We start from the raw sequence: 22363 nt of genomic DNA on the forward strand, positions 1-22363 counted from the left end.
ACGGCCTGAGTAGACGGTGACCAGCGAGTTGCCCACCTGGTTCGATTTTGGTAGGGATGGAACTGGCTGACAGTGCAGAAGCGGTGATCAATGAGCTTCCCTGCAGGGGCCTGCGCTCTCGTTATTTCCCAACGCTGGCTATACTGTTTGGAGTTCATTATGAGTGACACACCATCGAACACACGAACAGAGCGAGATACCGAATCCAACATGGGCGCCGAGACCGAGACCAAGCGTGATACCCTGAACACGGACGTAATGCAGTGGCTGAGCGCGCTCGTCGCGCTGGTCGGGCTGTGGCTCGTCGCCTCGCCGTTCATCTTCGAGGCCACGGAGGCGGCCGTATGGAATAACACTATGGTCGGGACGGCGATCTTCCTGCTCGCCGGTTACAACTTCTACCGACTGTCGAAAGATCGGCTGGCAAGCGTCGGAATCGCGGCGCTGGCCGCCCTACTCGGGCTGTGGGCGGTCATCTCGCCGTACGTCATCGAGATGGGAAGCGACCAACTGGCGGCGAGTACACTCTCTGCCGGACTGATTGTTGCGGTGCTCTCCATCTACAACGCCTACGCGAACAGGAAGACCGACGCGCCAGACCACGCCCGCGCTCGTGCCTAACTCAGCCAGCGATTCTCTTTTAGCGGTGGCGGTGAGGGTGCCAAACCCCCGTCCTCAACGAGCGACCGAAGGGAGCGAGTAGGACGGGGATACGGCACCCGCACGAGCATCAAACACGCAAGAGTCAGAATCTTTACAACCGAATACTTCGAACACATGGACAAGCCGTATGATGTACAGCCCCCGCTTCCGCCTGCTCCCCACCACGGAGCAACGCGAAGCGATGGACTGGACACGAAACATCGTGCGGCAAACCTACAACCACGCACTCCGCGAATTCAACCAGATACCCGAGGACACCGGGACGCTCCGCCAGCGTGTCTGGAGTGTGCGAGACACGCTTCCAGCGATGAAAGACTGGTGGCCCGACCTCAAACAAGTCTACTCCACCGTCCTCCAGAAAGCCGTCGAGCGCATCCGCGACAACATCCAGAACCTCGGAAAGCTCAAGGCCAAAGGCTACGACGTGGGGTCGTTGAACTGGAAGAAACCGCGAGAGTACAGGAGTTTCACGTACCGGCAATCGGGCTTCGAACTCGACAAGAAGAGTGGCCCAAACGGACGCGGACTCCTCATCCTCAAAAAACTCAAAGGCGAAACCCGCGAAATCCCAATTCGCCTTCATCGCGACCTTCCAGACCACGAGCAAATCAAAGAAGTCACGCTCAAGAAAGGACCCACGGGAGCGTGGTACGTCTCGTTCTGCATCAAAACAGAAGCTCTCGAGAAACCCGCTCCTGAGGACATCGGCTCCGACGACGCGGTGGGTCTCGACCTCGGCGTTCTCAACTTCGTCCATGACTCGGACGGACGCTCGGTTGGGCGACTCGACCTCTCGGCTGACCGCGAGCGCCTTGAACGCGAGCAACGCTCGCTTTCCCGCAAAGACTACGAGTCGAAAAACTGGGATAAACAACGCCGGAGGGTCGCAAAAGTCCACGCACGGATGTCGAACAAGAAGCGTGATTACAAGCACAAACTCGCGCACTTTTACACCACGGAGTACGACGCCGTGTTCGTCGAAGACCTGAACGTCAAGGGAATACTTGAATCGCCACAGAATGCGCGGAACAAGGCCGAGGTGGGCTGGCGAGACTTCATCACCATTCTCAACCACCACGGTGAGAAGAACGCCTGCCACGTCGAAGAAGTCGAACCCGAAGGAACGACGAAAGAATGCGCCTCGTGTGGTGTTTCAACGTGGAAACCCATCTGGGTACGCGAGCATTCCTGCCCGAGTTGTGGATTTGAACTTGACAGGGACTGGAACGCGTCGTTAAACGTTCTTTCCCGGGGACTGGACAAACTAGGAGTGGTTCACTCCGAAGACACGCCCGTGGAGACTGCGACCAATGTGGATTCCTTTGTGGTATCTGCAAGTCGCGTCGTTGAAGCGGGAAGCCCCGCCCTCAAGGAGCCTGCGTAGCAGGCGAGTAGGGCGGGGTAGTTCACGTTTCTCGAAACGTATCATAGCCCGAACGAGGTACGGAACAAGTAGCTCGCCCTGTGGCAGGGACACTTAACCGTTCCATCCGCAGGTCTAATGAACGGCTGGTTCACTGGCTTCAACGTGAAACAAATGAAGCCGCCATGCTGAACTCATCCTCTGTATCTCGCACGCATTTTCTAACAGCTACGTGATAGTTCGAGCGGGACGTGCAAGATACACGGCGCGATTGCAGCAAGTGGTGACTGCCATGTTAGCACCACGACCGAGGTGCGTCGCCACCATTGGGGCGGGCTAGGAAGCAGGCGTAGGATACGCCATTCGATCCTCCCCAGGCCCTCGAATGTAGAGTCGTCTGTCTCCCCCACGGTAGAAACGCTAAGCTCTTCGCCTCCCTATATCGCCTATGACTGCGGGAATTGACAACATTCAGTTCTTGGCCGCATCGGCCCACCGCGTCGGCGTCCTCGAAACGTTGCGCGACGGACCGACCGACCGTCAAGAGCTGTGTGAGGCCACCGGCGCCTCCTCGCCAACCGTCGGACGAGTGCTCGCCGACTTCGAAGAGCGTAAGTGGCTCGTTAGGGACGGCCCCACGTACGGACTGACCCCCCTCGGCGAGTACGTCGCCGACCAGTTTCTGGCTCTCCGGGACGCGATGGAGATCGAGGGGAAGCTCCGCGACGTCTGGCAGTGGCTGCCGGTCGAGATGCCGAGCTTCTCCGTCGACCTCTTCGCCGACGCGGTGGTCTCCTACCCCGGGCCAGGTTACCCCTACGAGCCCGTCGAGCGTCTCGGTCAACTCATCGCGTCGACCTCGTCGTTGCGCGGGTTCGACAACATCGTTTACAAGTCGAGCAACCTTGAGACGGCCTGCGGTGCGGTCCTCGAGGGAATGACGTTCGAGTACGTGTTCACGCCCGAGGCCTTGGAGGGGATGTTCGCCTGGAACCCAGACCGGATCGTGGAGGTCGCATCCTGCGAGAACGCGACCATCCTCGTCCACGACCACCTCCCCGATGGCGACCGCTGCGGCCTCGGCATTGTGGACGATCGGGCCGGCATCTGCTGCCACGACGCCGAGACTGGGGCGCTCGTGGCGGTCATCGACACCGACGCCCCGGAGGCCTGTGACTGGGCCGTCTCGGTCTTCGAGCAGGTTCGCGCAGAGGCGACCCCGATAGACCCCGCCGCCTTCGAATCCCGCGCGCCGTCATAACGCCACTGACGACGACCGCCATCAGACTGGCAAACCGATCAGCCAAGACCCTCTGAAGTAACAGACATCCGGCTTATCCGAGATTTCAGGGTATGAAATCCTGCACGCGGCATCATCATTCCCCTCCTGCACGTACGCTTACCGAGGAACGAACACATGATCGAACGACACGACACCGTCATCATCGGCGGCGGCCAGGCAGGACTGGCGACCGGGTACTACCTGCAGCAGCACGACCAGGACTTTGTCATCCTTGACGCGAGCGACCGTGTCGGCGACGCATGGCGGGCCCGCTGGGACTCCCTCCAGATGTTCACGCCCGCCAGTTATTCGAGCCTGCCGGGGATGGACTTTCCGGGCGCACCGTACGCCTTCCCCACAAAAGACGAGGTGGCCGATTACCTGGAGACCTACACCCAGCGGTTCGACCTGCCCGTCGAACTCGGCGTCCGCGTGGACGGGCTGGAACGGAGCGGCGATGACTTGCTCGTCACCGCGGGCGACCGACGGATTGAGACGGACAACGTCGTGGTGGCGATGGCGAGCTATCAGATCCCGAAGGTCCCAGATTTCGCGGCGGAGCTCTCCGACGACATCGTCCAGCTGCACACGAGCGACTACCGCAATCCCAATCAGCTCCAGGACGGGGACGTGCTCGTCGTCGGGGCGGGCAACTCCGGTGCCGAGATCGCCCTCGACGTCGCCTACGAGCACGAAACGTGGCTGTCGGGCCGGGACGTCGGCCACGTGCCGTTCCACATCGACTCGTGGGTCGGCCGTCACCTCGGGGTCCCGTTCGTAATGCGCGTGCTCTTCCACCGGATCTTCACAACGGGGACGCCGATCGGGCGCCGTATCCGCCCGAAGGTGCTCTCACAGGGCGGCCCGCTAGTGCGCACGAAGCCGAGTGACCTGGCCGCAGCCGGCGTCGAGCGGGTGCCTCGCATGACCGGCGTCCGCGACGGTCGCCCCGTTGTCGGGGACGATGACGTTCTCGACGTCGAGAACGTCATCTGGTGCACTGGCTTCCGCCCTGACTTTTCATGGATAGACCTCCCGATCTTCGACGGGAAGGAACAGCCCAAGGAGCCCGTCCACGTGCGCGGCGTCGTCCCGGACGAGCCAGGACTGTACTTCGTCGGCCTATTCTTCCTGTACGCGATGACGTCGGGGCTGTTCACCGGCGTCGGCAGGGATGCGGAGTATGTCGTCGACCACCTGACGTCGACGGCGCGGCAGCAGCCGCCTCGGCCGAGCTACACGGGATCGGTGGACGGACTTCCACAGCAGTCGTAGTCGAGTTCGGCGCCGGCACCGAGTCTGAGAAAGGCCAGTCTCGCAAACGTCGCCATCTCATGCGGTCTAACTCATCCTGACTTGGAGCCGGACCACCCGCGGTGACTGATACATCCTCTGAAGCTATGGGAGCCTGCTAAGCCTCGATGCGTGGTTTAGGAACCGGGATGGCAAAGGCCGATGCTGAATATGCACGTCCCAGTGCGGCCCTCTGAATGGCCTGAGTGCCAAGGAAGCAGCTTCGTGGGCCTGAGCCCGAGTGACATCCTCCCCGCCGTGAACAGTAGTTCCGAATGACGAAATCTGTGCATTGCTTATTTTCACATCACTTCGGGTGAATCGACTGGTCAGTACAGGTCAAGCAGGTAACGGAACGACATTTGATTTCACTAATGACTGTCAGGAGCGGTGTGCTGGATAGAGAAGATGAGTTCAGCAAATCAGTTCCGCTTGTTCAGGAACCTGTGCTGAGTTGGCCGATTGGTACGACTGCTTACGAAGTAGTGTGCAAGTCATAGAGGGTCGCAACTCCAATGAGAGCGACAAGAATACCGACTACACCGGTAACCCAATCGTTCGATACGAAGAAGGAACCTGCCAAGAGTACACCAATAACAATCGAGGCAGCCCCACCGAATTTTCGAACCCGGATACTGTCCATATGTTCATTTCTCTTGTTATTGTGTTAACTACTTTGATTGGAATGTATAATATTGTCTCCCGTTGGTCGAGGAGATTCGGTTCAGAATAGCCATCGATTCAGGCTATATTCGAGTTCTGTATTCCGCCCTGCTCTATCAACACAATCGATAGCTGAGAGAAGTAGCGGTGTTAGGTTCGCACACGTAGGTACCGAATCACCCAATTCAGTTTCAACCACATTTCTGAATAAAGAAGTTGCACTACCAACTACTGTTATCGACGCGTCCTCGGACATGAAGTGGAAATGTGGAAACCTGCCACCTAGTCTTGGGAAGCATCCAACTGACTCTCGTATTATGGGCGCATTAGACCCCATAGCGTTCGATATCGAGACCAGTGGATTAGAACCCGGGTCAGTCATCACCGTGGCCGGACTCGCGACCGACATGGGTGCATGTATCGTAGCGTGATGGAACGCAAGCAGATAACGATCCGAGAGGATCAGGTCGAATGGATCGACGAGAACCACATCAACCTATCCAGCCTCGTGAGAGGCTGTATCGACGAACGGATGGAATCCGACTCAGCCGATTAACGGCAACTACGTAGTCGAGTGACGCGATTCACGCCCGCCCTAAAGGGCGGGATTCTCTCGCTGTTTGAAGATAGACGACCACTCCGTGCGGGAGTGACGAGCTGTCGCGATTGGGTGAGTTGGTATGCAGAGGGAGTTGTTCGTTGGCCGATTCCACTGCTGCCACTACTTCCAGCGGCTACTCCATTCTGGGTTGTGTACATACGATTTCGTATCCCTTACAGAACCGTAACGCAGTAGCGGCCACGGTTTGCCGGACAAACCAACATCTATCGCTTCGGTTGCACAGCCCGCATGTTCCAAGGATGTCGCTCAGCGGTCGGCAGTGATAGGCGGCGCCACCTAGGTGGCCGCAATCACGGATGAGAGATAGGTGGTGATCACGAGACCCCCGATCATCACGCCGGCGGCCAACGATAGCAACATCACTCCCCCGCTGAGGACGAGTCCGGCCAGCCCGAGAGCCGCCGGCCGCGCGCCCGGATGGGCGGTCGGCTCCGGATCGGTCGGTGGTGCGGTCGGGTCGGCGGCTCCATCGAGCGCCGGCTCGGCTTCGGCTGTGGCGTGCTCGAGGATCCCCGTCGGGTAGACAAGGCCTCGTGTGCGGTCGTACTCGAGTACGCCGGCGCGGTCGAGCCGCGGCAGGTGGGTGCGATACAGCGCGGTGTAGATGCGCCGATACTGCGCGGTCGACAGTGCCTCGACCGGCGTCCCGGACTCGGCGGCCGCGACGTTGCGCGCGAGGGCGCCGATCCGAACCGGGTCCTCCCGCTCTGAGAGATACTGTTCCACGAACCGTTCCAGCCGGTGACTGTGAACCGCCGACTCACCGCGTTCAGCGCCTTCATCACCGTCGTCGGTTAGTTGCCGTGCTTGAAATTCTGATTGAAGAGACATTTGTTATCAGATACTACAATTTCCGACTGTTATAAAATTTCACACTGTTATCAGCGGAATAAGATCGATTGACAGGGGAGAGTGTAGCAGCCACGTCACCCCTGTCAGACGAAAAGACGAACGACGTGTAGGTAGTCAACTACCCCACCCTACTTCGCTCACCCTGACGGGTTCGCTCGTGGAGGGTGGGGCTTGTCCATGAACTCGGCCTCAAACCCTTCCGGGTGGGCGGTAAATCCGCCACTTGGCGTCACTGTTCCAGACTTTAGGGCAAGCTGACTGTTGCCCGTCCGCCGAGACGACTGTTGGCCCCGACGGACATACCGCATCCCGATGTTCTTCGCCGCGTTGTAATCCGCGTTCGCCTTCGACTCGCACTTCACACAGTGGAAGTCGTTGCGTGCCGGGCGATTCTCGTCTGCCGTGAATCCACATTCGGCGCACCGTTTCGACGTGTACGCTGGACCGACTTGCTTCACCGAAACCCCCACCGCTTCGGCCTTGTACTCCACCTGTTCGTACAGCGTTCGGAACGCCCACTTGTGACCCCACGACGCGCCTGTGCGATCGCGGATATCGGTCAGGTCCTCGAACGCGATTACGTCGCACTCATATCGGAGTGCTTCATCTACAATCGCGTTCGAGGCTCTATGTAGCACGTCGCGAACGTAACGGAGTTCGCGCCCACTCGACTCTCCGCGCTACTGCTTCAGTTGAAGAAGCCAAAGTCAGGGGTCGTCGATTCACCCGTGGGAAGGATCGTGGGCACCTCGCGGTTTCGGTAGTCGTCGTTCGGGAAGTTGTCTTGCTCCTCCCAGAACTCTCGTCTCTCTTCTTGCCGCGACTCCGTCTCTTCCTCCTCGCCTTCGTCCGCGATCACGTCGAGGCAACCGGCGAGGGCCGATGTGGCGGTTCCTATGCCCATTCCTAGCAATAAACGTCGCGTGAAATTCATACAAAGATATGTTTCTATTATAGTTATATTATTGATCAGTTTTTGATCTGTCAGTATGGATCGCAGTTTCTCTCACGTGTGGGCCGGCTATTCGTCACTGGTCGCCGAATATGAGAGTGTACTGCTCAGGACTCCTGCTTTGCAGGAGCTACCCTCCCCCCGGATTCACACCGGAAAGATATCGACCATCCACCCTCATCGCTTTTCGCCGTGTCCTCCTGTGAGAGTATGTATCCAGTATAGCCGTGTCATCTGGTGCCTAGTCGGCACCCAACGGACAGCGGTCAAACGCGACTTCCCTGACACGCTGTGTTCCTCGGTAGTTTCAGCGGCCAGCATCATCACCGGGCTGTGATCCGAACGCGTACGCCGTCCCCGTTCCGTCGGCACAGAACACGTACCCGTCTCCCGGAGCCGGCCACTGCTGCTGTGGGCTCACCCGCGTCATGTCGTGGTACCACAACAACTCTCCGGACTCGAGGTCGTTCGCCGTGAGCGCCCCGTGATCACCGACCCCGTAAATAACGGTATCAGCGATGGCGATCCCGCCTTTGTACCGTTGGATGCCTGAATTCGTTGCCTCGTAGACGCGGTCGCCTGTTTCCACTTCGGCGCCGACAATCTGGCCACTCCCGTTGCCGGCATAGACGACACCGTCGGCAACCGCGGGCGAGGTTTCGACCCAGCGATCGGTTTCGTGTGTCCAGTCGAGGCTCCCGTCAGCCGCGTCAACGGCGTGAATGGTGCTGTTTCGGCCGCCGAAAAACACCTTGCCATTCGCGATCGTCGGAGCGAACTTTGCGGTGGCACCGATCTCGTAAACCCATTGCTGGGCGCCGGACTCCGCATCGAACGCGATGAGCTGGCCGTCACCGGGCGTCCCCTCGGTGTGGAACACGGTGACACAGACAAGTCCGTCGCCGACCGCGGGCTCGTGACGGGCTCGATACTCACCCGGGGTCTGGGCTCGCCACCGTTCCATGCCAGAAAAATCGAACGCGGCGACTGTATCCCGTCCGCGGGCGTAGAGAAGATCATCCGCAACTGTCACCCCGTAGGTTTCGAACGACTGGTGCCACGCGATCTCGCCAGTGTCCGCGTTGAGCGCCGCGAGTGCGGAGTCGTTACCCGCGAAAACCAAGCCATCCGCGTACGCCGGTGTCGGGCGAAACCCGGTAAACGGTGATTCCCAGAGCACGTCGCCAGTCTGGGGCTTGAGTGCCGTGACGCCGTTGACGATCACCTTCCCGTCTGCGAGGATCGGTCCGCCCGCTTCGCCCCCGACTCCGTAGTTGTGGGTCCACTGGAGCTCTTTCTCGGTGACTCCAGCTCCCGATATCACCCCGGTGTTCGCCGCATCGTTCCCGAACTGCGGCCAGGTCCCTATGACTGCAGGGGGCTCACTGTCGTCTTCCTCGGCCTCGCTGTCATTTGTATCGCCACCGTCTTCTTCAGTCTCGCTGTCATTTGCATCAGGTGGCTCCGTGTCTTCGCTTCCATCAGATTCAGCTGTCTCCGAGGGCTCGTCTGTCTCCTCCCCTGTAGCTGCAGAATTGGTGTCCTGAGTGGCGATCTCCTCAAGTCTCAGACAGCCTCCTGTCAGCAAGACACCACCACTCCCTAAGAGCGTTCGTCGTCGCATGCTTTGTCGATCTCATTCGTATCACTTCATAGTACTGTATCTATCTCTAACTTGAATCGCCGTTCGCCGAACGACGATCCGTCTCCGGGACGGGTACAGGAGTACGACATAACGAATATCACTCGCGTGTCTCGGTCGAGACCCTTCGTATCTCCGCCCGGACACGTTCCGGATCGTTGAGATGTTCGAACTCAATAAACCCGAGGCTCCGATTCGTCCCGGCAGTGAGCAGTCGAATCGTCCCGAAGCCGAGCAGCGCTTGGATACGGCCCTGAGAGTACTCGTGGCCGCGAAGTTTCCGGACGGGTATCTCACGCGACTGCGTCCGGTAGAGGAGATCGTACTCACGGTGAAACGCATCGTCGCGTATCGTATACTGCGTGCGCGCCAGCACAAGGATTTTGATCAGTAGGCGGAGGGTGCTGATCGCCACGAGGATCGCAACCGCGCTCATGACGATAGTCGCGAGTTCCTCTCCGCCGATGAGCTCCGGTGCCACCCATAGGAGTCCAACGGTGACGAATCCGGACCCCAAGACCAGTCCGAGCACGATGAGTACCGGCCGTACGGTCGGCATCGTTTGATACCGGACCGTCTCCCGGTCGGCCGCCGAGTTGTGCTCGGCCGACCGCCCAGCTGCTGGTGGCTGACTATCGTTCAATTCCTCCGTACGCGTCTCCGTTTCGGTCGCTGCAGTCTGTTGGTGAGAGTTGGGTGTCATGGGTTATCCGAGAATCACAGTAACAACAATGAGGCCGAGTACGTACAGCACGGGTGCGAGGATAACGCATCCGACGGCGACCGCCGCCTCGAACCGAGTCGCCTGATGCGCGACCCGCGCCCCCAGATACAGCACGTACAGATAGTAGACCGCGGCAAGCAGCAAGAGGACGAGCAGCCCCTGGCCGATCGCCGTGAGCTGGCTCAGGTCGACGGGGGCGGGTCGGCCACCCGGCAGTCCGAGTTCCGCACCGGTGAGATCGATCACGGCGTAGATGAATTCCGCCTGGAGATAGATCAGGAAGTCATCAGCAACCCGGATCGCCGGTGTGGTGGCCATGACCCAGACAACGGTGAAGATGATTGCGAGGTAGATTCCGGTACTGTAACTCACTGTCCGGAGCGACCGTACGACCCCCGCGGAGCTTCCGGTCAGAAACACACCCAGGTGAAAGGTCCCAAACGTCAGGGCGGTCGCCACAAACAGGAACGCGCTGTTCTGAGCGAGTGCCATCGTCACCTGCCACGCAGCATCAGGCGCCCTAAGAAGGGGGGCGACGATCGTTGTGAAGGTGGCGGGCGCAGGACCCGTCTCGGTGATCCCGATGCCGGCCAACGTCAGGGGCAGGGCATAGAGCACGAGGTTCGCGAAATAAAAGGTCGAGAGCCGGATGCTTGCGATTATCGCCGACCTGACTCCCGGAACTCTCTCGGCAGCCCGCGTCGAAACGAGACCCCGTGGCCGGAAGATGACGTCAACCGGCCACCGAAGGAGTCCACTGTCCGTCACATCCCGACCAACGAAATCATCAGATAAATATTCACTGTTTCTTACTATTCCGAGATCAAAGTGATGATTGGCAGCATGCTGGTGGCGAGAGCCAGCATCCAACTGGACAAGGAAGCGTCTAGCCGGGAGGTGATCCGGACTAAAAATGGAGGTATCGCGTGAACCAGTTCGCTATGCTCGAGACGTCCGCCGGTCGGTCGCGCCGGACTAATTGACTATCGCAACCCTTGGGCCGATTCTGAAACGGGATGGACTCGGTAACGTCGTGGGAATCACGCGCCGGGCGGAGTGCAGTGGTTTCAATTACCGGGCCTGTCGCTCAGACCCCGCCCTGAAGGGCGAGGCTTTCGCTAACTTTCGTCACCAGGCCGAGCAGTTCCAGACTTTTGCCGGCGCATCAGGGAATCTCGTACCGGGCGACCTCGGCGGCGCCGCAGGCCGGACAGCACTCGGTCTCGTGGTCGACGGTGGTGCCACAGCGGCGGCACTCGCGGATCACCCGGTGTGTATCGCGACCCACCACCCGCTTCAGGCGGGCGAGCAGCGTGGCGGTCATACCGGATGCACCACCTCCCTGCAGTCGGGACAGTCGGCCCAGACTGCTGGCTGGCCGTTGACGTCGTACTCGACCAGCACGTCGACAGCGGTGATCGTCGCAGCGCAGGCGGGGCAAGTCCCGAGTCGGGAGGGAGACTGGCGTGACATAATCGGTGTCATGTGAGGGGAACGGCGAGGAGTGGGTGACACTGGTGTCGTGCGGTCAGCGGTGAACGGGTGTCACCCGCTATCAACCACGCAGGACTGGCTGAGATAAATAAGTCTTCCAACCAGAGTGAAACTGAAACCGCACGACCGGGCGGTGATCGACACCGGCGCCGGTCACCCGCCGGACGGGAGTACGGTGGCGTCCCGGCGGCCGCGTCGCGGACAGCGTGTCGTCGAACGAGCCGCCCTGCCACGAACGGAGTGCAACCACGGCAGTGAAACGGAGCCCGACCGGGGCGAGCGCTGGATACGCGGCGCCTAGCCCGGTTAGTGGGGCCACGTCGGGCAGCGCAGCGGGCGCCATAGTTTCCGGCGGTGTTGTCCACGGTGGCATCGCCGCCCTCGAGGGGCGAAGCCGTGAGGCCCGGTCAGGAGGAGGTCGTTTATCGTGGGCTTACACGGCCGAGACTCTCGCCCGACCAATAGCCGACAACGGCGATGTCTTCCTGCCGTTTCCGACGCGTGTTGATCGCCCGAATGCGAATAAATTAAGACTCGACTATACGCGTTAATAATATACGCTGCGCCGTCGAGCGACAGGGCATGCCTCGGTCGTCTCCCTCCTCCGACGATTCATCCGCCCGTGACGCCGAGCCAGCCGACTCGGACGCTGGCGACGCCCCGTACAGAGCAGTGTCCACGACGCGGCGGCGATATCTCGCACTCGCAGGCGTCGGTCTCTCCGCAACCACTGCTGGGTGTGCCTCGACGGAGTCCGACGGCTCACCAACGGGATCTGGAATTCCGGAGTCGGCCGATGACACGTCCTCCGACCCAGAGATCGCCGAGCGTGGCACGGCGAGCAACGACGACGATAGGGAGTCCGACGACGATACGGAACCGGATGACGATGCTGACCCGGAGTCCATCGACGACCTCCCGCTGTTCGACGCGCACACGCACATCGTTCCGACGGAAGCGCGGGGTCGCGACCCGCTTTCGACCGACGAACTCGTCGACTGGATGGATGCCACCGGCATCGATCGTGCGGTCGTCCTCCCGTTCGAGTATCCCGAGAGCTATCCGGTCCAGGCACCGACCTCGTTGGTGCTCGAGGAGGTCGCGGCGTATCCCGACCGCCTCGTTCCCTTCTGCGCGGTCGATCCGCGAAACGTCGACGGCGAGGACGCCGCTGCACTCCTCGAGCGCTACATCGACCGCGGCGCCCGCGGATTCGGCGAGCTCAAAATCGAGCTGGCCGTCGACGACGCCCGCCTCGAGCCGCTCTACGAGCTCTGTGCGTCCTACGAGTTACCGATCCTCTTTCATACCGACCAGCAGTCGATGCGGGACGAGGTCGGCCTCCCGCGACTCGAGAGCGTGCTCGCCTCGTATCCCGAGGTCGATTTCATCGCGCACGCCCACGGGTGGTGGTCGCACATGGCCGCAGACGTCGCGCCGCGAGATCTCGGCACCATCCCGGAAGGGTCGATCGAGGCACCTGGCCGCATCTGGGAGCTGCTTGGGAGGTACGACAACATCTACGGCGACCTCTCCACGCTGGGAGGCTGGAACGCGCTGACCCGCGACCACGAGTACGGGCAGGCGTTGCTCGAGTCGCACCACGACCAGCTCGTGTTCGGGAGTGACTACCTCTTTCCCGGCCAGCAGGTGCCACTCGTCGCCCTGTTCGAACGGTTCGAGCTCGAGCTCGATGCGTGGGCGAATATCCGGTCTCGAAACATCGAGAACCTGCTTCGCTGAACCGACGGTTGGGGCAAAGACATTCACAGAGCGACGCTATCGTCCTGTTCGATACCACATCGTTCGACACCATGGAGAGAACAGGCGAGGGGTTCGGCAAGTCCGACGGCGCTGCACTCAAACAGGTCACGCTCAAGAAGGAGCCGACGGGCGAGTGGTTCGCCACGTTCGGCGTTGAAATCGAACGAGAGCCGCCAGAGAAACCCGACCGGCCGAAGAACGCCGTCGGGATCGACGTGGGTATCCTCAAGTACGCCCACGACACTGACGGCCACGCAATCGAATCGGTCGACCTTTCGGACGAACGCGATCGCCTCGAGCGAGAGCAACGGAAACTCTCACGCAAAGAGCACGGCTCGAACAACTACGAGAAGCAACAGCGAGTCGCCGCCAAACGTCACGCCGACCTGAAGCGGAAGCGCCGGGACTTCTTGCATAAACTCTCGAACTACTACGCACGAGAGTACGACCTCGTGGCTGTCGAAGATCTCGATGCGAAGGGGCTGGTCGAACTCGACGGCAACTCTCGAAACCGCGCCGGAGCGGCGTGGGGAACGTTCCTGCGAATGTTTGAATAAGAGTGCGAACGCGAAGGGACGCACTTCGTGGCTGTCGATCCAGCCGGAACGACCAAAGAGTGTGCGGCCTGTGGTGTCTCGACCGACAAACCGCTGTGGGTCCGCGAACGCTCGTGTCCGTCGTGCGGGTTCACGGCGGACAGGGATTGGAACGCGGCCTGGAACATTCTTTCTCGCGGGATCAAGCAAGTAGGAGCGGGACGCTCCGAATCAACGTCCTCAGAATCGTTCTGCGATTCTGATGTCGAGGCGAATCTCCGATTCGCCGACCATTGGAGAGCTTTGCTCTCCAAGAGGCTGCGAAAATCGCTTCGCGATTTTCGAACGCCTGTGGAGACTGCGCTCCCTACGGGAACCACTTCGATTCCTGCACAGCGCGTTCGCCAGATGTAGTCTGGCGGGCTGTCAGACTCTTCGAGTCTGACAACGTCCTCGAAGCAGGAAGCCCCACCCTCAAGGAGCGAGCCGCCAGGCGAGCGGTAGGGTGGGTAGTTCACCTATCGACTCTCACGGCCGCTTGCTGGCCGTCGGTCTAGATGCCAAGCCACTCGTCGTTCCGGACCTCATACCCGTTCGTCCGGCAGAACTTCGCCGCTTGCCGGCGTACCGCCCGGGAACCCGGGAGTTTTTCTTTGTCGCTGATTTGCTCAACGATCCAGTCGCTGATGGCTTGGATTCCCTCATCGTCGTCATCGGCGTCGATTGCTTTGAGTTCCCGAAACGTTTTCTCGTAGCCTTTGCGCTGTGACTCACGGAGATCCGTGTTTGGGAGGGTTCCGGTGGCTTCTACGACTCGTTTCATAGCCGCAGCGACTGTCGGCCGCTGTACTCGCATTCGGACGGCAAACGGGGAGTCGAACGTCTCCGCGTCTGTCTCCGGAACGAATTCCTCGACAGTGTAGCTCCCGTCGTCTGCTTCGACTTTGCGGTCGCCGATCACCGCGACGACCTCCGACCCCGTTGCCGGGAATTCCAGCGATTCGAGTTCCGAATCGAAATCGGCGAGCTCTCCCGAGTCAACCGGCGGCTCTGTTTCGTCCCCTCGTTCCAGTTCCGCGGCAACGTCGCGCTCTCGCTGGCGTCTGTCGGCGTCGCGTGCTTGCTTCTCTCGGCCGCGCTTGTCGTCTGCCATCTCTGAATATAGCCTCTGCAGCCCGATAGTCCTGTGGTTGACGTGGGGGTACCTCTAGACGTAGTAGGCCGACTTCGAGATCTCTTGCAGAGTAGTGCGCTGCTATCTCTCGACTGACGGACTGACGAGATGACTCGTACTCACGACAGTCACGCGCGACTCGTCATTCGATGTGTGGAAGCGCGCGAAACTGATAACTGCCGAAAGCACCGAACCGTCGGCCCCCGGAGAAGGATCTTATCCCGCTATAGAACGAAGTACAAGTATGGAACGATATGAGGCTTCCTTCGAGATAGATTCGAGAACCAATTCGTACGCCGCTAGACGCGTCTTGGAGCAAGCATATGACGCGATCCGAGAAGAGTCACAGAGCATCCGAGACGGCTCGAAAGACACGAGCGCGTTACTTCAAGAGTTCAAGATGCTTCGAGATGCGGCGGAAAAACCGACGCCGGGGAAGTTGGTGATCACCTACGAACAATACGACGACGGGTTCGATGACTGATAATGGGACTCGGATAATCGATTCAGCTGCACTCTTCCTGAGAGGACGTAGGCGTGCTGAACACAGTTATGCGAGCTACATAGTGCGACTGTGGCACGAACCGAGGGGTGATCAACCCAGAGGGCTGAATGCTCAGCACAGGTCCTGTAGATAGTCTCTTCACTAGTGACGAAGCGCTTAAACTGGATCGTCTGAATCGTGTACGTTCGCCATCCGCGTAGCTTCAGTAGCGTACTGATTTTGCAACGTTTCATCGTTGACTGGGTCAAGGTCGTCTGGGTCAACATCAACCGCAGCGGTTGTAAGACGCGTTTCGGAGAGGCCCGTAATGGCGTGCTCCTTCATCGTGTACCGTTCACCGTCAGTTGTCGCATACACCAGTACAATGAGGTTCGACTTGTCTTCAGCAAACGTCCGTTCAACCAACCAGACTTGAACTGGGGCTGTATCCTCCGTCATAGCCGATCATACGGGCGATACGAGGTTAGTTGTTTGCAACTAGTACCGAGACACGCTTCTGACCGGTGGATCGATCAGTACGCAGGTTCTCTTTCGGGTAAATCAGGATTGGTGACGTGAAATAAAGCGAGTCGCCATGCTGCATCCATCCTCTAGGCCTTGTTTAGATGCTTGAATTCATCGGCTGTACCCTCGTCGACGATCTCCGTTCCGGCGTTGACCAGTTCCTCGAGCGTACGGAGATCATCTTCGTCGTACCCGACCTTCTCGAAGACGATGAGATTGTACTGGAATAAGACCGGGTTCGACTTCCAAGGCGCTTCGTGAACCGCCTCGGGGTCAAGTGGTTCGAGACGCCAAAGGCGTCTCGTCATCACGGAAATCGAAGATTTCCGAACGACCCCGTGGCACTCGGCCTGCTCCGCCTGTAGAATCTGGTCGTCCTGTTCGCGATGCTGTTCAATATGCAGGCCAGCACAGAGTGTGAGATCCAGATTCGCGAGGAAGGGCACACGGAGACTGTACAGCGACTTTCGGCTCAACACTCGAAGTCGGTCGTGGGCACGACGATCGTCACCGGATCCGTGCCGCCCGTCGCGTAGACGGCGTGCTCGGTCGCGATCGTCCCCTGATAGGCTGCGCGATCGATCGAGAGCGGCGAAGACGGATACCGCTGGGCGCCGACGGTTTGCCAGGAGGCTTGCATCACGGTCGGACACCGCAGCTCGCCGCCGCCGTGGAGCCAGCCGTAGGCGGGTTGGGGGGAGGCTCCAGCCTGGTGGTAATTGCTCGCAACCCGGGTAATGTGATCGTCGCTGGTCCACTCCTCAAGGCTGTGGGTCGCAAAGGTCGCGCTTGCGAACTCCTCGCTCGTGGTCGTTCCCTGGTAGGCGAGTGCCTCGAGGCCGGCAAAGGCCAGCGGGAGCGAGGCCAGCGCACACAGACAGAGCACCAGCGGGAGCCCGACGGTGACGGTCTTCCGCCGAGTCGGCGTATCCACCCGGCGGGCGAGCGCGAGGATCGCCAGGCCGGCACAGACGACGGTCGCGAGGTGGACGAACGTCTGGCCTCGACGAGCGAAGAGTGCGTAGACGGGGTCGACACCGGCAGTGATCGCGAAGCCGGTCCACGCCAGCGGGGCGGCGAGCAACGCCAGGACGACCGCTCGGTCGCCCACAAGGCCGGTTCCCAGTGGGAGTCCCCAGATCGCTAGGGCGGCCAACACCGTCAACGGTGCCATATACATGAGGAGTTGAGGCGGTGTCGCCGCGGTGGCGGGAAAGAGTTCCCAGACGGCGTTCGCGCCGAGAATTGCAAAGCCTCCCCCCATAGTGCCGCCAATAGCGAGCCGGAGGGGGCGAGCGGGGGCTCGAGCCAGCCACACGGCGCCGACAGCCATGACGATCACCCAGGCGGCGAACAGCCCCGGCTTCGACGCGAGTTCATCGGAAAACGGCGGCCGCGTCAGCGCGTAGTAGCCAAGCACGTAGAGCCAGAACGGCACGAGCACGACGAGGCCGGGGCCGAGTGCGCGCCGCCAATCGCGCGCGACGGCCAGGACGACGACGCCGGTCAGCGTCAGTGCCGCCATGAACGTGCTCAGATGGTGGGTGATCGGGAGGGCGACGAGCAGTATGATCGTGGCGATTCCCCACGCCGGTCGTCGCGTGCGACAGAACTGGTGGGCGCCGATCACGACGAGGGCGACGAAGAGGATTCCCAGCACTTCGTAGCTCACCGTCACGGTGCGGCGCAGGTAGAGCCCCTCGAGGGCGAGCGTCAGCCCGGCCGCCAGCGCCGCGAGCGTGACGGCGGACTCGTGGCTCCGAGAACTGGCGAGGCGCCAGACCAGCACGACGGCGATCACGGGCGGGAGCGCGCCAACGAGGGCGATGATCGGCTGGGCGAGCCAGAGCGGCCCGATGTTGGTGATAACGGCGACGAGTGACAGGAGTGTCGGGAGAACATAGCCGTGGGGTCCAATCGCCTCGAGTGGCAGGCTGCCGGCCGCGATCGCGTTGCGCGCTTGGGCGGCAAAGTTGAACCCGTCGGGATTGAACGGATACGGCGTCCACACCAGCGGTGCGAGCCGAACGGCAACCGCGACTGCGACGACGATCACTGCCGCCTTGCCGAGTCGCCGTCGGTCCATTACCGTTGTGACTGGGTATCGGTGACAAGTTAATGATTCCGACTTTCACGGTGAAACTTCTGTGCGGTCGGGGCGACGAGCGGTACGCGACGCCCGTCACTGCATGTCTGTCTGCCTTTTCCTAGCGACTGCCATGTGACTCCCCTCCGACACGCGGAGTAACCTCTCATTCTCGCCTTCACGACCCTCGGATCCAGCTAGAATTCTTGCCTCATCGAATAAGTTATATATAGAACTGTATATTGGGAAATTAAATGCTCCTCGGAAGTAATCCAATAGCTGATATAATCCAGACAAAGTGTTCATGGAATGTTACTTTTACTTGTTCCGTCAGCTATTTACCGGACCTAAGAGAAGGTTTGTTTGACTTGAAGATCAGCGGATCAATATATTCACACTGATAAATAATGGGAATTCGATCACGATTCGGCGTGAGAGCTGAGGGGGAAACGAATCGCACGCACGAGTCCGTCCGGACGCGTCGGATGTCGAGCCGACCAGACCACGCCAAGAGCGGTGGTGACAGCGATGAGTGAGCAGCGTTACGAGGCGCCAGAGACCGTCGTCGAGGCGGCCCGGATCTGCGTCGTCGGCCTGGGCTATGTCGGGTTGCCGCTCGCCCACGCGTTCGATGCGGCGGGCCACGACGTCCACGGGGTCGACATCGATCCTGAGAAGGTCGCGACGCTCGAGGCTGGCACGGATCCGACCGGCGACATCGGCGACGACGCGATCGCCGACAGCGAGATCGAGTTTACGACCGAGAGTTCGGTGATTGCGGAGGCGGAGTACGTCGTCGTCGCCGTGCCGACGCCAGTTGATGACCTCGAAAAACCCGATCTCGGCCTCGTCGAGAGCGCCGGCCGGACAATCGGCGAACAGTTGGAACCGGGGACCACGGTAGTCCTCGAGTCGACCGTCTATCCGGGTGCGACTCGCGAGGTCTTTGTTCCTGCGCTCGAGGAGGCGTCAGGCCTCGAAGCGGGCGTCGAGTTCGGCGTCGGCTACTCGCCCGAGCGGATGGTGCCCGGCGACGAGGAGCACGGCCTCGCGAACGTCGTCAAGATCGTGAGTGCGCTGACCGACGAGACCCTGACGGAGATCGTCGACCTTTACGAGTCGGTCGTCGACGCCGGCCTCCACGAGGCGCCGACGGTCGAGACCGCCGAGGCGGCGAAGTGCGTCGAGAACACCCAGCGCGATCTGAACATCGCACTCGTCAACGAACTCGCCATCGCCTGCGACCACCTGGAGCTGGATACGGAAGCGGTACTCGAGGCCGCGGGCACCAAGTGGAACTTCCACGACTACCGACCCGGCCTCGTCGGCGGCCACTGCATTCCCGTCGATCCGTTCTACCTGATTCACGAGAGCGAGCAGAAGGGGTTCGATCCCGAGCTGATCCGGAAGGCCCGCGAGGTCAACGAGTACGTTCCGACCCACGTTGCCGAGCAGACGATCAAGGCGCTCAACGAGAGCGAGAAGATCCTCAAACACAGCCGCGTGCTCGTCCTCGGGCTGGCGTACAAGCCCGACGTCGACGATATTCGAACCTCTGCCATTGGGGGCGTTATCGACGACCTCCAGGAGTACGGCATTGAGGTCGTCGGCTTCGATCCACACGCTGACGACGCGGCGATGCGCGACGAGTTCGGGATCGACGTCCAGGAGGAACTCGACGTGGCGGGCTTCGACGGGCTCGTCGTCGGCACCCCGCACAGCGAGTTCCACGGGCTGCCGTTCGGTGATCTCGCCCACGAAATGGCCGCCGACCCCGTTTGTGTGGATATCGACGGCACCTTCGAGGAAGCGGCAACTGAACACGACTTCACGTATCGGAGGCTCTAATGTATCGGGATCACACGATCGGCGTCGTCATCCCGGCGTACAACGAGAAAGGGTTTATCGGCGATGTCATCCGCGAGATGCCGGAGTACGTCGACGCGATGTACGTCGTCGACGACCAGTCGACCGACGGGACATGGGACGAGATTCTCGAGGCCGCACAGGACGACAGCGGCGTGACTGACGAACAGATCGTTCGAACCGACACCCAGGCTGACGAGGGAACGGCCATGCAACACACCGAGCGACAGATTCGGACCGACGGCGGGTCACTGCTTACCCAGCGCGCCGAAGTCCACGATGCCGTCGGTCGGGTTTTCCCCATCAAGCACCGCGAAAATATGGGTGCCGGCGGCGCGATCAAGACAGGATATTTGGCGGCACTCGAGGACGAAGTCGACATCACGGCGACCGTTGACGGCGACGGCCAGATGGACCTCTCCCAGATGACGCGCCTGTTGGATCCGATCGTCGAGGACGAGGCCGACTACGCGAAGGCGAATCGGTTGTTGTACAAGGAGTACCGTCAGGGGATGCCGCCGTTTCGGTTCTTCGGGAACTCGATCCTGACGTTCCTGACGAAGATTGCGTCGGGCTACTGGAAGACGATGGATCCCCAGAACGGTTATACGGCGATTTCGCACTACGCGCTGGACAACGTCGGCATCGGGGCAATGTACGAGTACTACGGCTACTGTAACGACATCCTCGTGAAACTCAATGCGAAGGGGATGCGCGTCGCCGACGTCGCGATGCCCGCAGTGTACGGCGACGAGGAGTCGAGCATCGACTACTCGACGTACATCCGGAAGGTCTCGGGGATGCTCCTGAAGAACTTCCTCTGGCGGCTGAAGGTGAAGTATCTCGTCCTGGATTTCCACCCGCTCGCGCTGTTTTACTTCTTCGGCGCCGGAACGACCGCGGTCGGCATCTTGGGTGGCTTGTGGGCGATCTACACGAACATCGTCTACGGGAACCAGCTCTTCGTTCGAGCGTCGGCGAGTATGATGCTGTTCACGATGGGCAGTATGTTCTTGATGTTCGCCATGCTGTTCGACATGCAGGTCAACAAAGACAGCGAGGTACAGATCCACGAGTAACTCGCATCCCGACACTTGAACGCGAGAAATATAATTTCGGAAGTAAATAATCAGAGGAAATAGAACTCGGATATGTCGAATACAGAATTAAAGCAAGGCGAGGAAGCACAGAGAGGGGAACATAACGGGTTAGGGGAGAACCGCGTCTCCGATCCCTCTACGATAATCTTCACGATTCAACATCCGGCTCACGTCCATCTCTTTCGAAACAGCATACGAACGTTGTCTGAACAGGGACACGAGGTACATACACTCGCCAGAGAGAAAGAAATCAATATCGACCTTTTGGATCAGTATGGAATCGACTACGAATTGCTAGCAGACGAGCCAAAACGATCGTGGGAACTTCCACTGGTTCAACTCAAGTATGAATATGGAATCATTCGGAAAGCACGGGAAGTCGATCCGGATGTCCTCGTGGCAATGGGTGAGCCGTCAATCACGCACGCAGCGAAGCTTACGGATTCGACGAGCCTCGTGTTCACGGATACCGAACACGCGACGCTGCAGAACACGCTCGCGTTTCCGTTCGCGGATCGGATCTATACACCGGAGTGTTACCAAGACGAGATCGGCGAGAAACAGGTTCGGTACCCTGGCTATCACGAACTAGCGTATCTCCATCCCGATCGATTCGAACCGGATCCATCGATCCTAGAAGAAGCGGGCTTAGAGCGTGACGAACAGTTCGTCGTCCTCCGGTTGGTCTCGTGGGACGCGATGCACGACGTCGGTGACAGTGGGTTCGAAGACATCACTGACGTTGTTCATGCACTCGAAGACACGGGTACGACCGTTTGCATTACGTCCGAAGCGGAGCTTCCGGACACGATCGAGGACCGACGAGCATCGATCTCGCCCGATCGGATTCACGATCTGATGGCATTTTCGGATCTCTATGTGGGTGAGAGTGCGACGATGGCGACAGAGAGTGCGGTACTCGGGACGCCAGCGGTGTTTGTCTCCTCGAGCCGACGAGGGTACACCGACGAGCTCGAGGACGAATATGGACTAGTCTTCAACTACTCCGGCGAGAACCGCCACGAGCAGGGTCTGGAACAAGCGCTGGAGATTCTCGAGACGGATGATACTGAACAATGGAACCAACGACACGCAGCTATGCTCGAAGATAAGGTCGACGTCACGGAATTTATTATGGAGACGGTTCGGGAAAACGTCCAGTAACGTTTAACGAGACCTCCAAGTCCGGTAGCCGTGTTGCCTCGTATAGACGGGCCGTCAGCGTCGTTGGATCCGGGTTGTTACGACTGAGGCGATTTGTCTCGGGATCGTATGTGC

21 protein-coding genes and 2 pseudogenes are annotated in these 22363 nt (G+C 60.0%); 11 read left to right on the forward strand and 12 right to left on the reverse strand.

The genetic code is table 11. From position 1 onward, the window contains the following. The first annotated feature begins 159 nt into the window (after nucleotides 1-159). The 4 genes from NED97_RS12620 (at nucleotide 160) to NED97_RS12635 (ending at nucleotide 4583) form a co-directional block, all read left to right on the forward strand. The gene (locus NED97_RS12620) at nucleotides 160-621 is read left to right on the forward strand and encodes an SPW repeat protein (RefSeq protein ID WP_252487386.1); all 462 of its coding nucleotides are present in this window, start codon (nucleotides 160-162) and stop codon (nucleotides 619-621) included. 169 nt (nucleotides 622-790) lie between these two features. Further along, nucleotides 791-2047 carry an RNA-guided endonuclease InsQ/TnpB family protein gene (locus NED97_RS12625; RefSeq protein ID WP_252487387.1) on the forward strand — a complete coding sequence of 419 codons (1257 nt, stop codon included), beginning with the start codon at nucleotides 791-793 and terminating at the stop codon, nucleotides 2045-2047. Nucleotides 2048-2474: 427 nt separating this feature from the next. Beyond that, entirely contained in the window at nucleotides 2475-3287 is an 813-nt protein-coding gene (locus tag NED97_RS12630; protein WP_252487388.1) for a helix-turn-helix transcriptional regulator, read from the forward strand. 156 nt (nucleotides 3288-3443) lie between these two features. Continuing rightward, complete coding sequence (locus NED97_RS12635) at nucleotides 3444-4583, forward strand: flavin-containing monooxygenase (protein ID WP_252487389.1); 1140 nt, start codon at nucleotides 3444-3446, stop codon at nucleotides 4581-4583. Between the two features lie 1579 nt (nucleotides 4584-6162). Here NED97_RS12635 and NED97_RS12640 read toward each other — a convergent pair. The 8 genes and pseudogenes from NED97_RS12640 to NED97_RS12675 form a co-directional block, all read right to left on the reverse strand. Beyond that, nucleotides 6163-6717 (reverse strand): DUF7344 domain-containing protein, encoded by a 555-nt coding sequence (locus NED97_RS12640; RefSeq protein WP_252487390.1) that lies wholly within the window; start codon nucleotides 6715-6717, stop codon nucleotides 6163-6165. 158 nt (nucleotides 6718-6875) lie between these two features. Further along, nucleotides 6876-7412: pseudogene (locus NED97_RS12645) on the reverse strand (RNA-guided endonuclease InsQ/TnpB family protein); the annotation flags it as partial. A gap of 14 nt (nucleotides 7413-7426) precedes the next feature. Beyond that, nucleotides 7427-7642 carry a hypothetical protein gene (locus tag NED97_RS12650; protein ID WP_252487392.1) on the reverse strand — a complete coding sequence of 72 codons (216 nt, stop codon included), beginning with the start codon at nucleotides 7640-7642 and terminating at the stop codon, nucleotides 7427-7429. Nucleotides 7643-7997: 355 nt separating this feature from the next. Next, nucleotides 7998-9314, reverse strand: coding sequence for an outer membrane protein assembly factor BamB family protein (locus NED97_RS12655; protein ID WP_252487393.1), 1317 nt, complete (start codon nucleotides 9312-9314; stop codon nucleotides 7998-8000). 118 nt (nucleotides 9315-9432) lie between these two features. Then, a complete protein-coding gene (locus NED97_RS12660; RefSeq protein ID WP_252487394.1) occupies nucleotides 9433-9813 on the reverse strand; it encodes a PH domain-containing protein in 381 nt (126 codons plus the stop codon). Between the two features lie 225 nt (nucleotides 9814-10038). Next, complete coding sequence (locus NED97_RS12665; RefSeq protein WP_252487395.1) at nucleotides 10039-10824, reverse strand: hypothetical protein; 786 nt, start codon at nucleotides 10822-10824, stop codon at nucleotides 10039-10041. A gap of 397 nt (nucleotides 10825-11221) precedes the next feature. After that, on the reverse strand, nucleotides 11222-11380 hold the full coding sequence (locus NED97_RS12670; protein ID WP_252487396.1) for a hypothetical protein: 159 nt from the start codon (nucleotides 11378-11380) through the stop codon (nucleotides 11222-11224). Continuing rightward, nucleotides 11377-11541, reverse strand: a complete 165-nt coding sequence (locus NED97_RS12675) for a DUF7837 family putative zinc-binding protein (RefSeq protein ID WP_252487397.1) — start codon at nucleotides 11539-11541, stop codon at nucleotides 11377-11379. Before NED97_RS12675 ends, NED97_RS12670 begins: the two co-directional genes overlap by 4 nt. Nucleotides 11542-11656: 115 nt before the next feature. Between NED97_RS12675 and NED97_RS12680 the strand changes: the two genes are divergently transcribed. The 3 genes and pseudogenes from NED97_RS12680 to NED97_RS12690 form a co-directional block, all read left to right on the forward strand. After that, on the forward strand, nucleotides 11657-11851 hold the full coding sequence (locus NED97_RS12680; protein WP_252487398.1) for a hypothetical protein: 195 nt from the start codon (nucleotides 11657-11659) through the stop codon (nucleotides 11849-11851). 281 nt (nucleotides 11852-12132) lie between these two features. After that, entirely contained in the window at nucleotides 12133-13293 is a 1161-nt protein-coding gene (locus tag NED97_RS12685) for an amidohydrolase family protein (RefSeq protein ID WP_382206826.1), read from the forward strand. Nucleotides 13294-13397: 104 nt separating this feature from the next. Continuing rightward, a pseudogene (locus NED97_RS12690) lies at nucleotides 13398-14264 on the forward strand (RNA-guided endonuclease InsQ/TnpB family protein); the annotation flags it as partial. Between the two features lie 139 nt (nucleotides 14265-14403). On the opposite strand, the gene NED97_RS12695 reads toward NED97_RS12690, so the two are convergent. Continuing rightward, complete coding sequence (locus NED97_RS12695; RefSeq protein WP_345781203.1) at nucleotides 14404-15003, reverse strand: DUF5789 family protein; 600 nt, start codon at nucleotides 15001-15003, stop codon at nucleotides 14404-14406. A gap of 265 nt (nucleotides 15004-15268) precedes the next feature. Between NED97_RS12695 and NED97_RS12700 the strand changes: the two genes are divergently transcribed. Further along, nucleotides 15269-15508 (forward strand): hypothetical protein, encoded by a 240-nt coding sequence (locus NED97_RS12700; RefSeq protein WP_252487401.1) that lies wholly within the window; start codon nucleotides 15269-15271, stop codon nucleotides 15506-15508. A 177-nt stretch (nucleotides 15509-15685) separates the two neighbouring features. Here the strand turns inward: NED97_RS12700 and NED97_RS12705 are convergent, their stop codons facing one another. The 3 genes from NED97_RS12705 to NED97_RS12715 all read right to left on the reverse strand — a co-directional run bounded on the left by NED97_RS12705 (nucleotide 15686) and on the right by NED97_RS12715 (nucleotide 18119). Further along, nucleotides 15686-15967: a hypothetical protein gene (locus tag NED97_RS12705; protein ID WP_252487402.1), complete on the reverse strand. Its 282-nt coding sequence runs from the start codon at nucleotides 15965-15967 to the stop codon at nucleotides 15686-15688. A 152-nt stretch (nucleotides 15968-16119) separates the two neighbouring features. After that, nucleotides 16120-16479: a hypothetical protein gene (locus tag NED97_RS12710; RefSeq protein WP_252487403.1), complete on the reverse strand. Its 360-nt coding sequence runs from the start codon at nucleotides 16477-16479 to the stop codon at nucleotides 16120-16122. A 26-nt stretch (nucleotides 16480-16505) separates the two neighbouring features. Beyond that, nucleotides 16506-18119 (reverse strand): sodium/phosphate symporter, encoded by a 1614-nt coding sequence (locus NED97_RS12715; protein ID WP_252487404.1) that lies wholly within the window; start codon nucleotides 18117-18119, stop codon nucleotides 16506-16508. Nucleotides 18120-18647: 528 nt separating this feature from the next. Between NED97_RS12715 and NED97_RS12720 the strand changes: the two genes are divergently transcribed. The 3 genes from NED97_RS12720 (at nucleotide 18648) to NED97_RS12730 (ending at nucleotide 22249) form a co-directional block, all read left to right on the forward strand. Then, a complete protein-coding gene (locus NED97_RS12720) occupies nucleotides 18648-19967 on the forward strand; it encodes a nucleotide sugar dehydrogenase (RefSeq protein WP_252487405.1) in 1320 nt (439 codons plus the stop codon). Continuing rightward, nucleotides 19967-21064: a glycosyltransferase family 2 protein gene (locus NED97_RS12725; protein ID WP_252487406.1), complete on the forward strand. Its 1098-nt coding sequence runs from the start codon at nucleotides 19967-19969 to the stop codon at nucleotides 21062-21064. Before NED97_RS12720 ends, NED97_RS12725 begins: the two co-directional genes overlap by 1 nt. 72 nt (nucleotides 21065-21136) lie before the next feature. Further along, complete coding sequence (locus NED97_RS12730; protein ID WP_252487407.1) at nucleotides 21137-22249, forward strand: DUF354 domain-containing protein; 1113 nt, start codon at nucleotides 21137-21139, stop codon at nucleotides 22247-22249. Nucleotides 22250-22363: the final 114 nt, after the last annotated feature.

The organism is Natronococcus sp. CG52 (assembly GCF_023913515.1).
Classification (GTDB): domain Archaea; phylum Halobacteriota; class Halobacteria; order Halobacteriales; family Natrialbaceae; genus Natronococcus; species Natronococcus zhouii.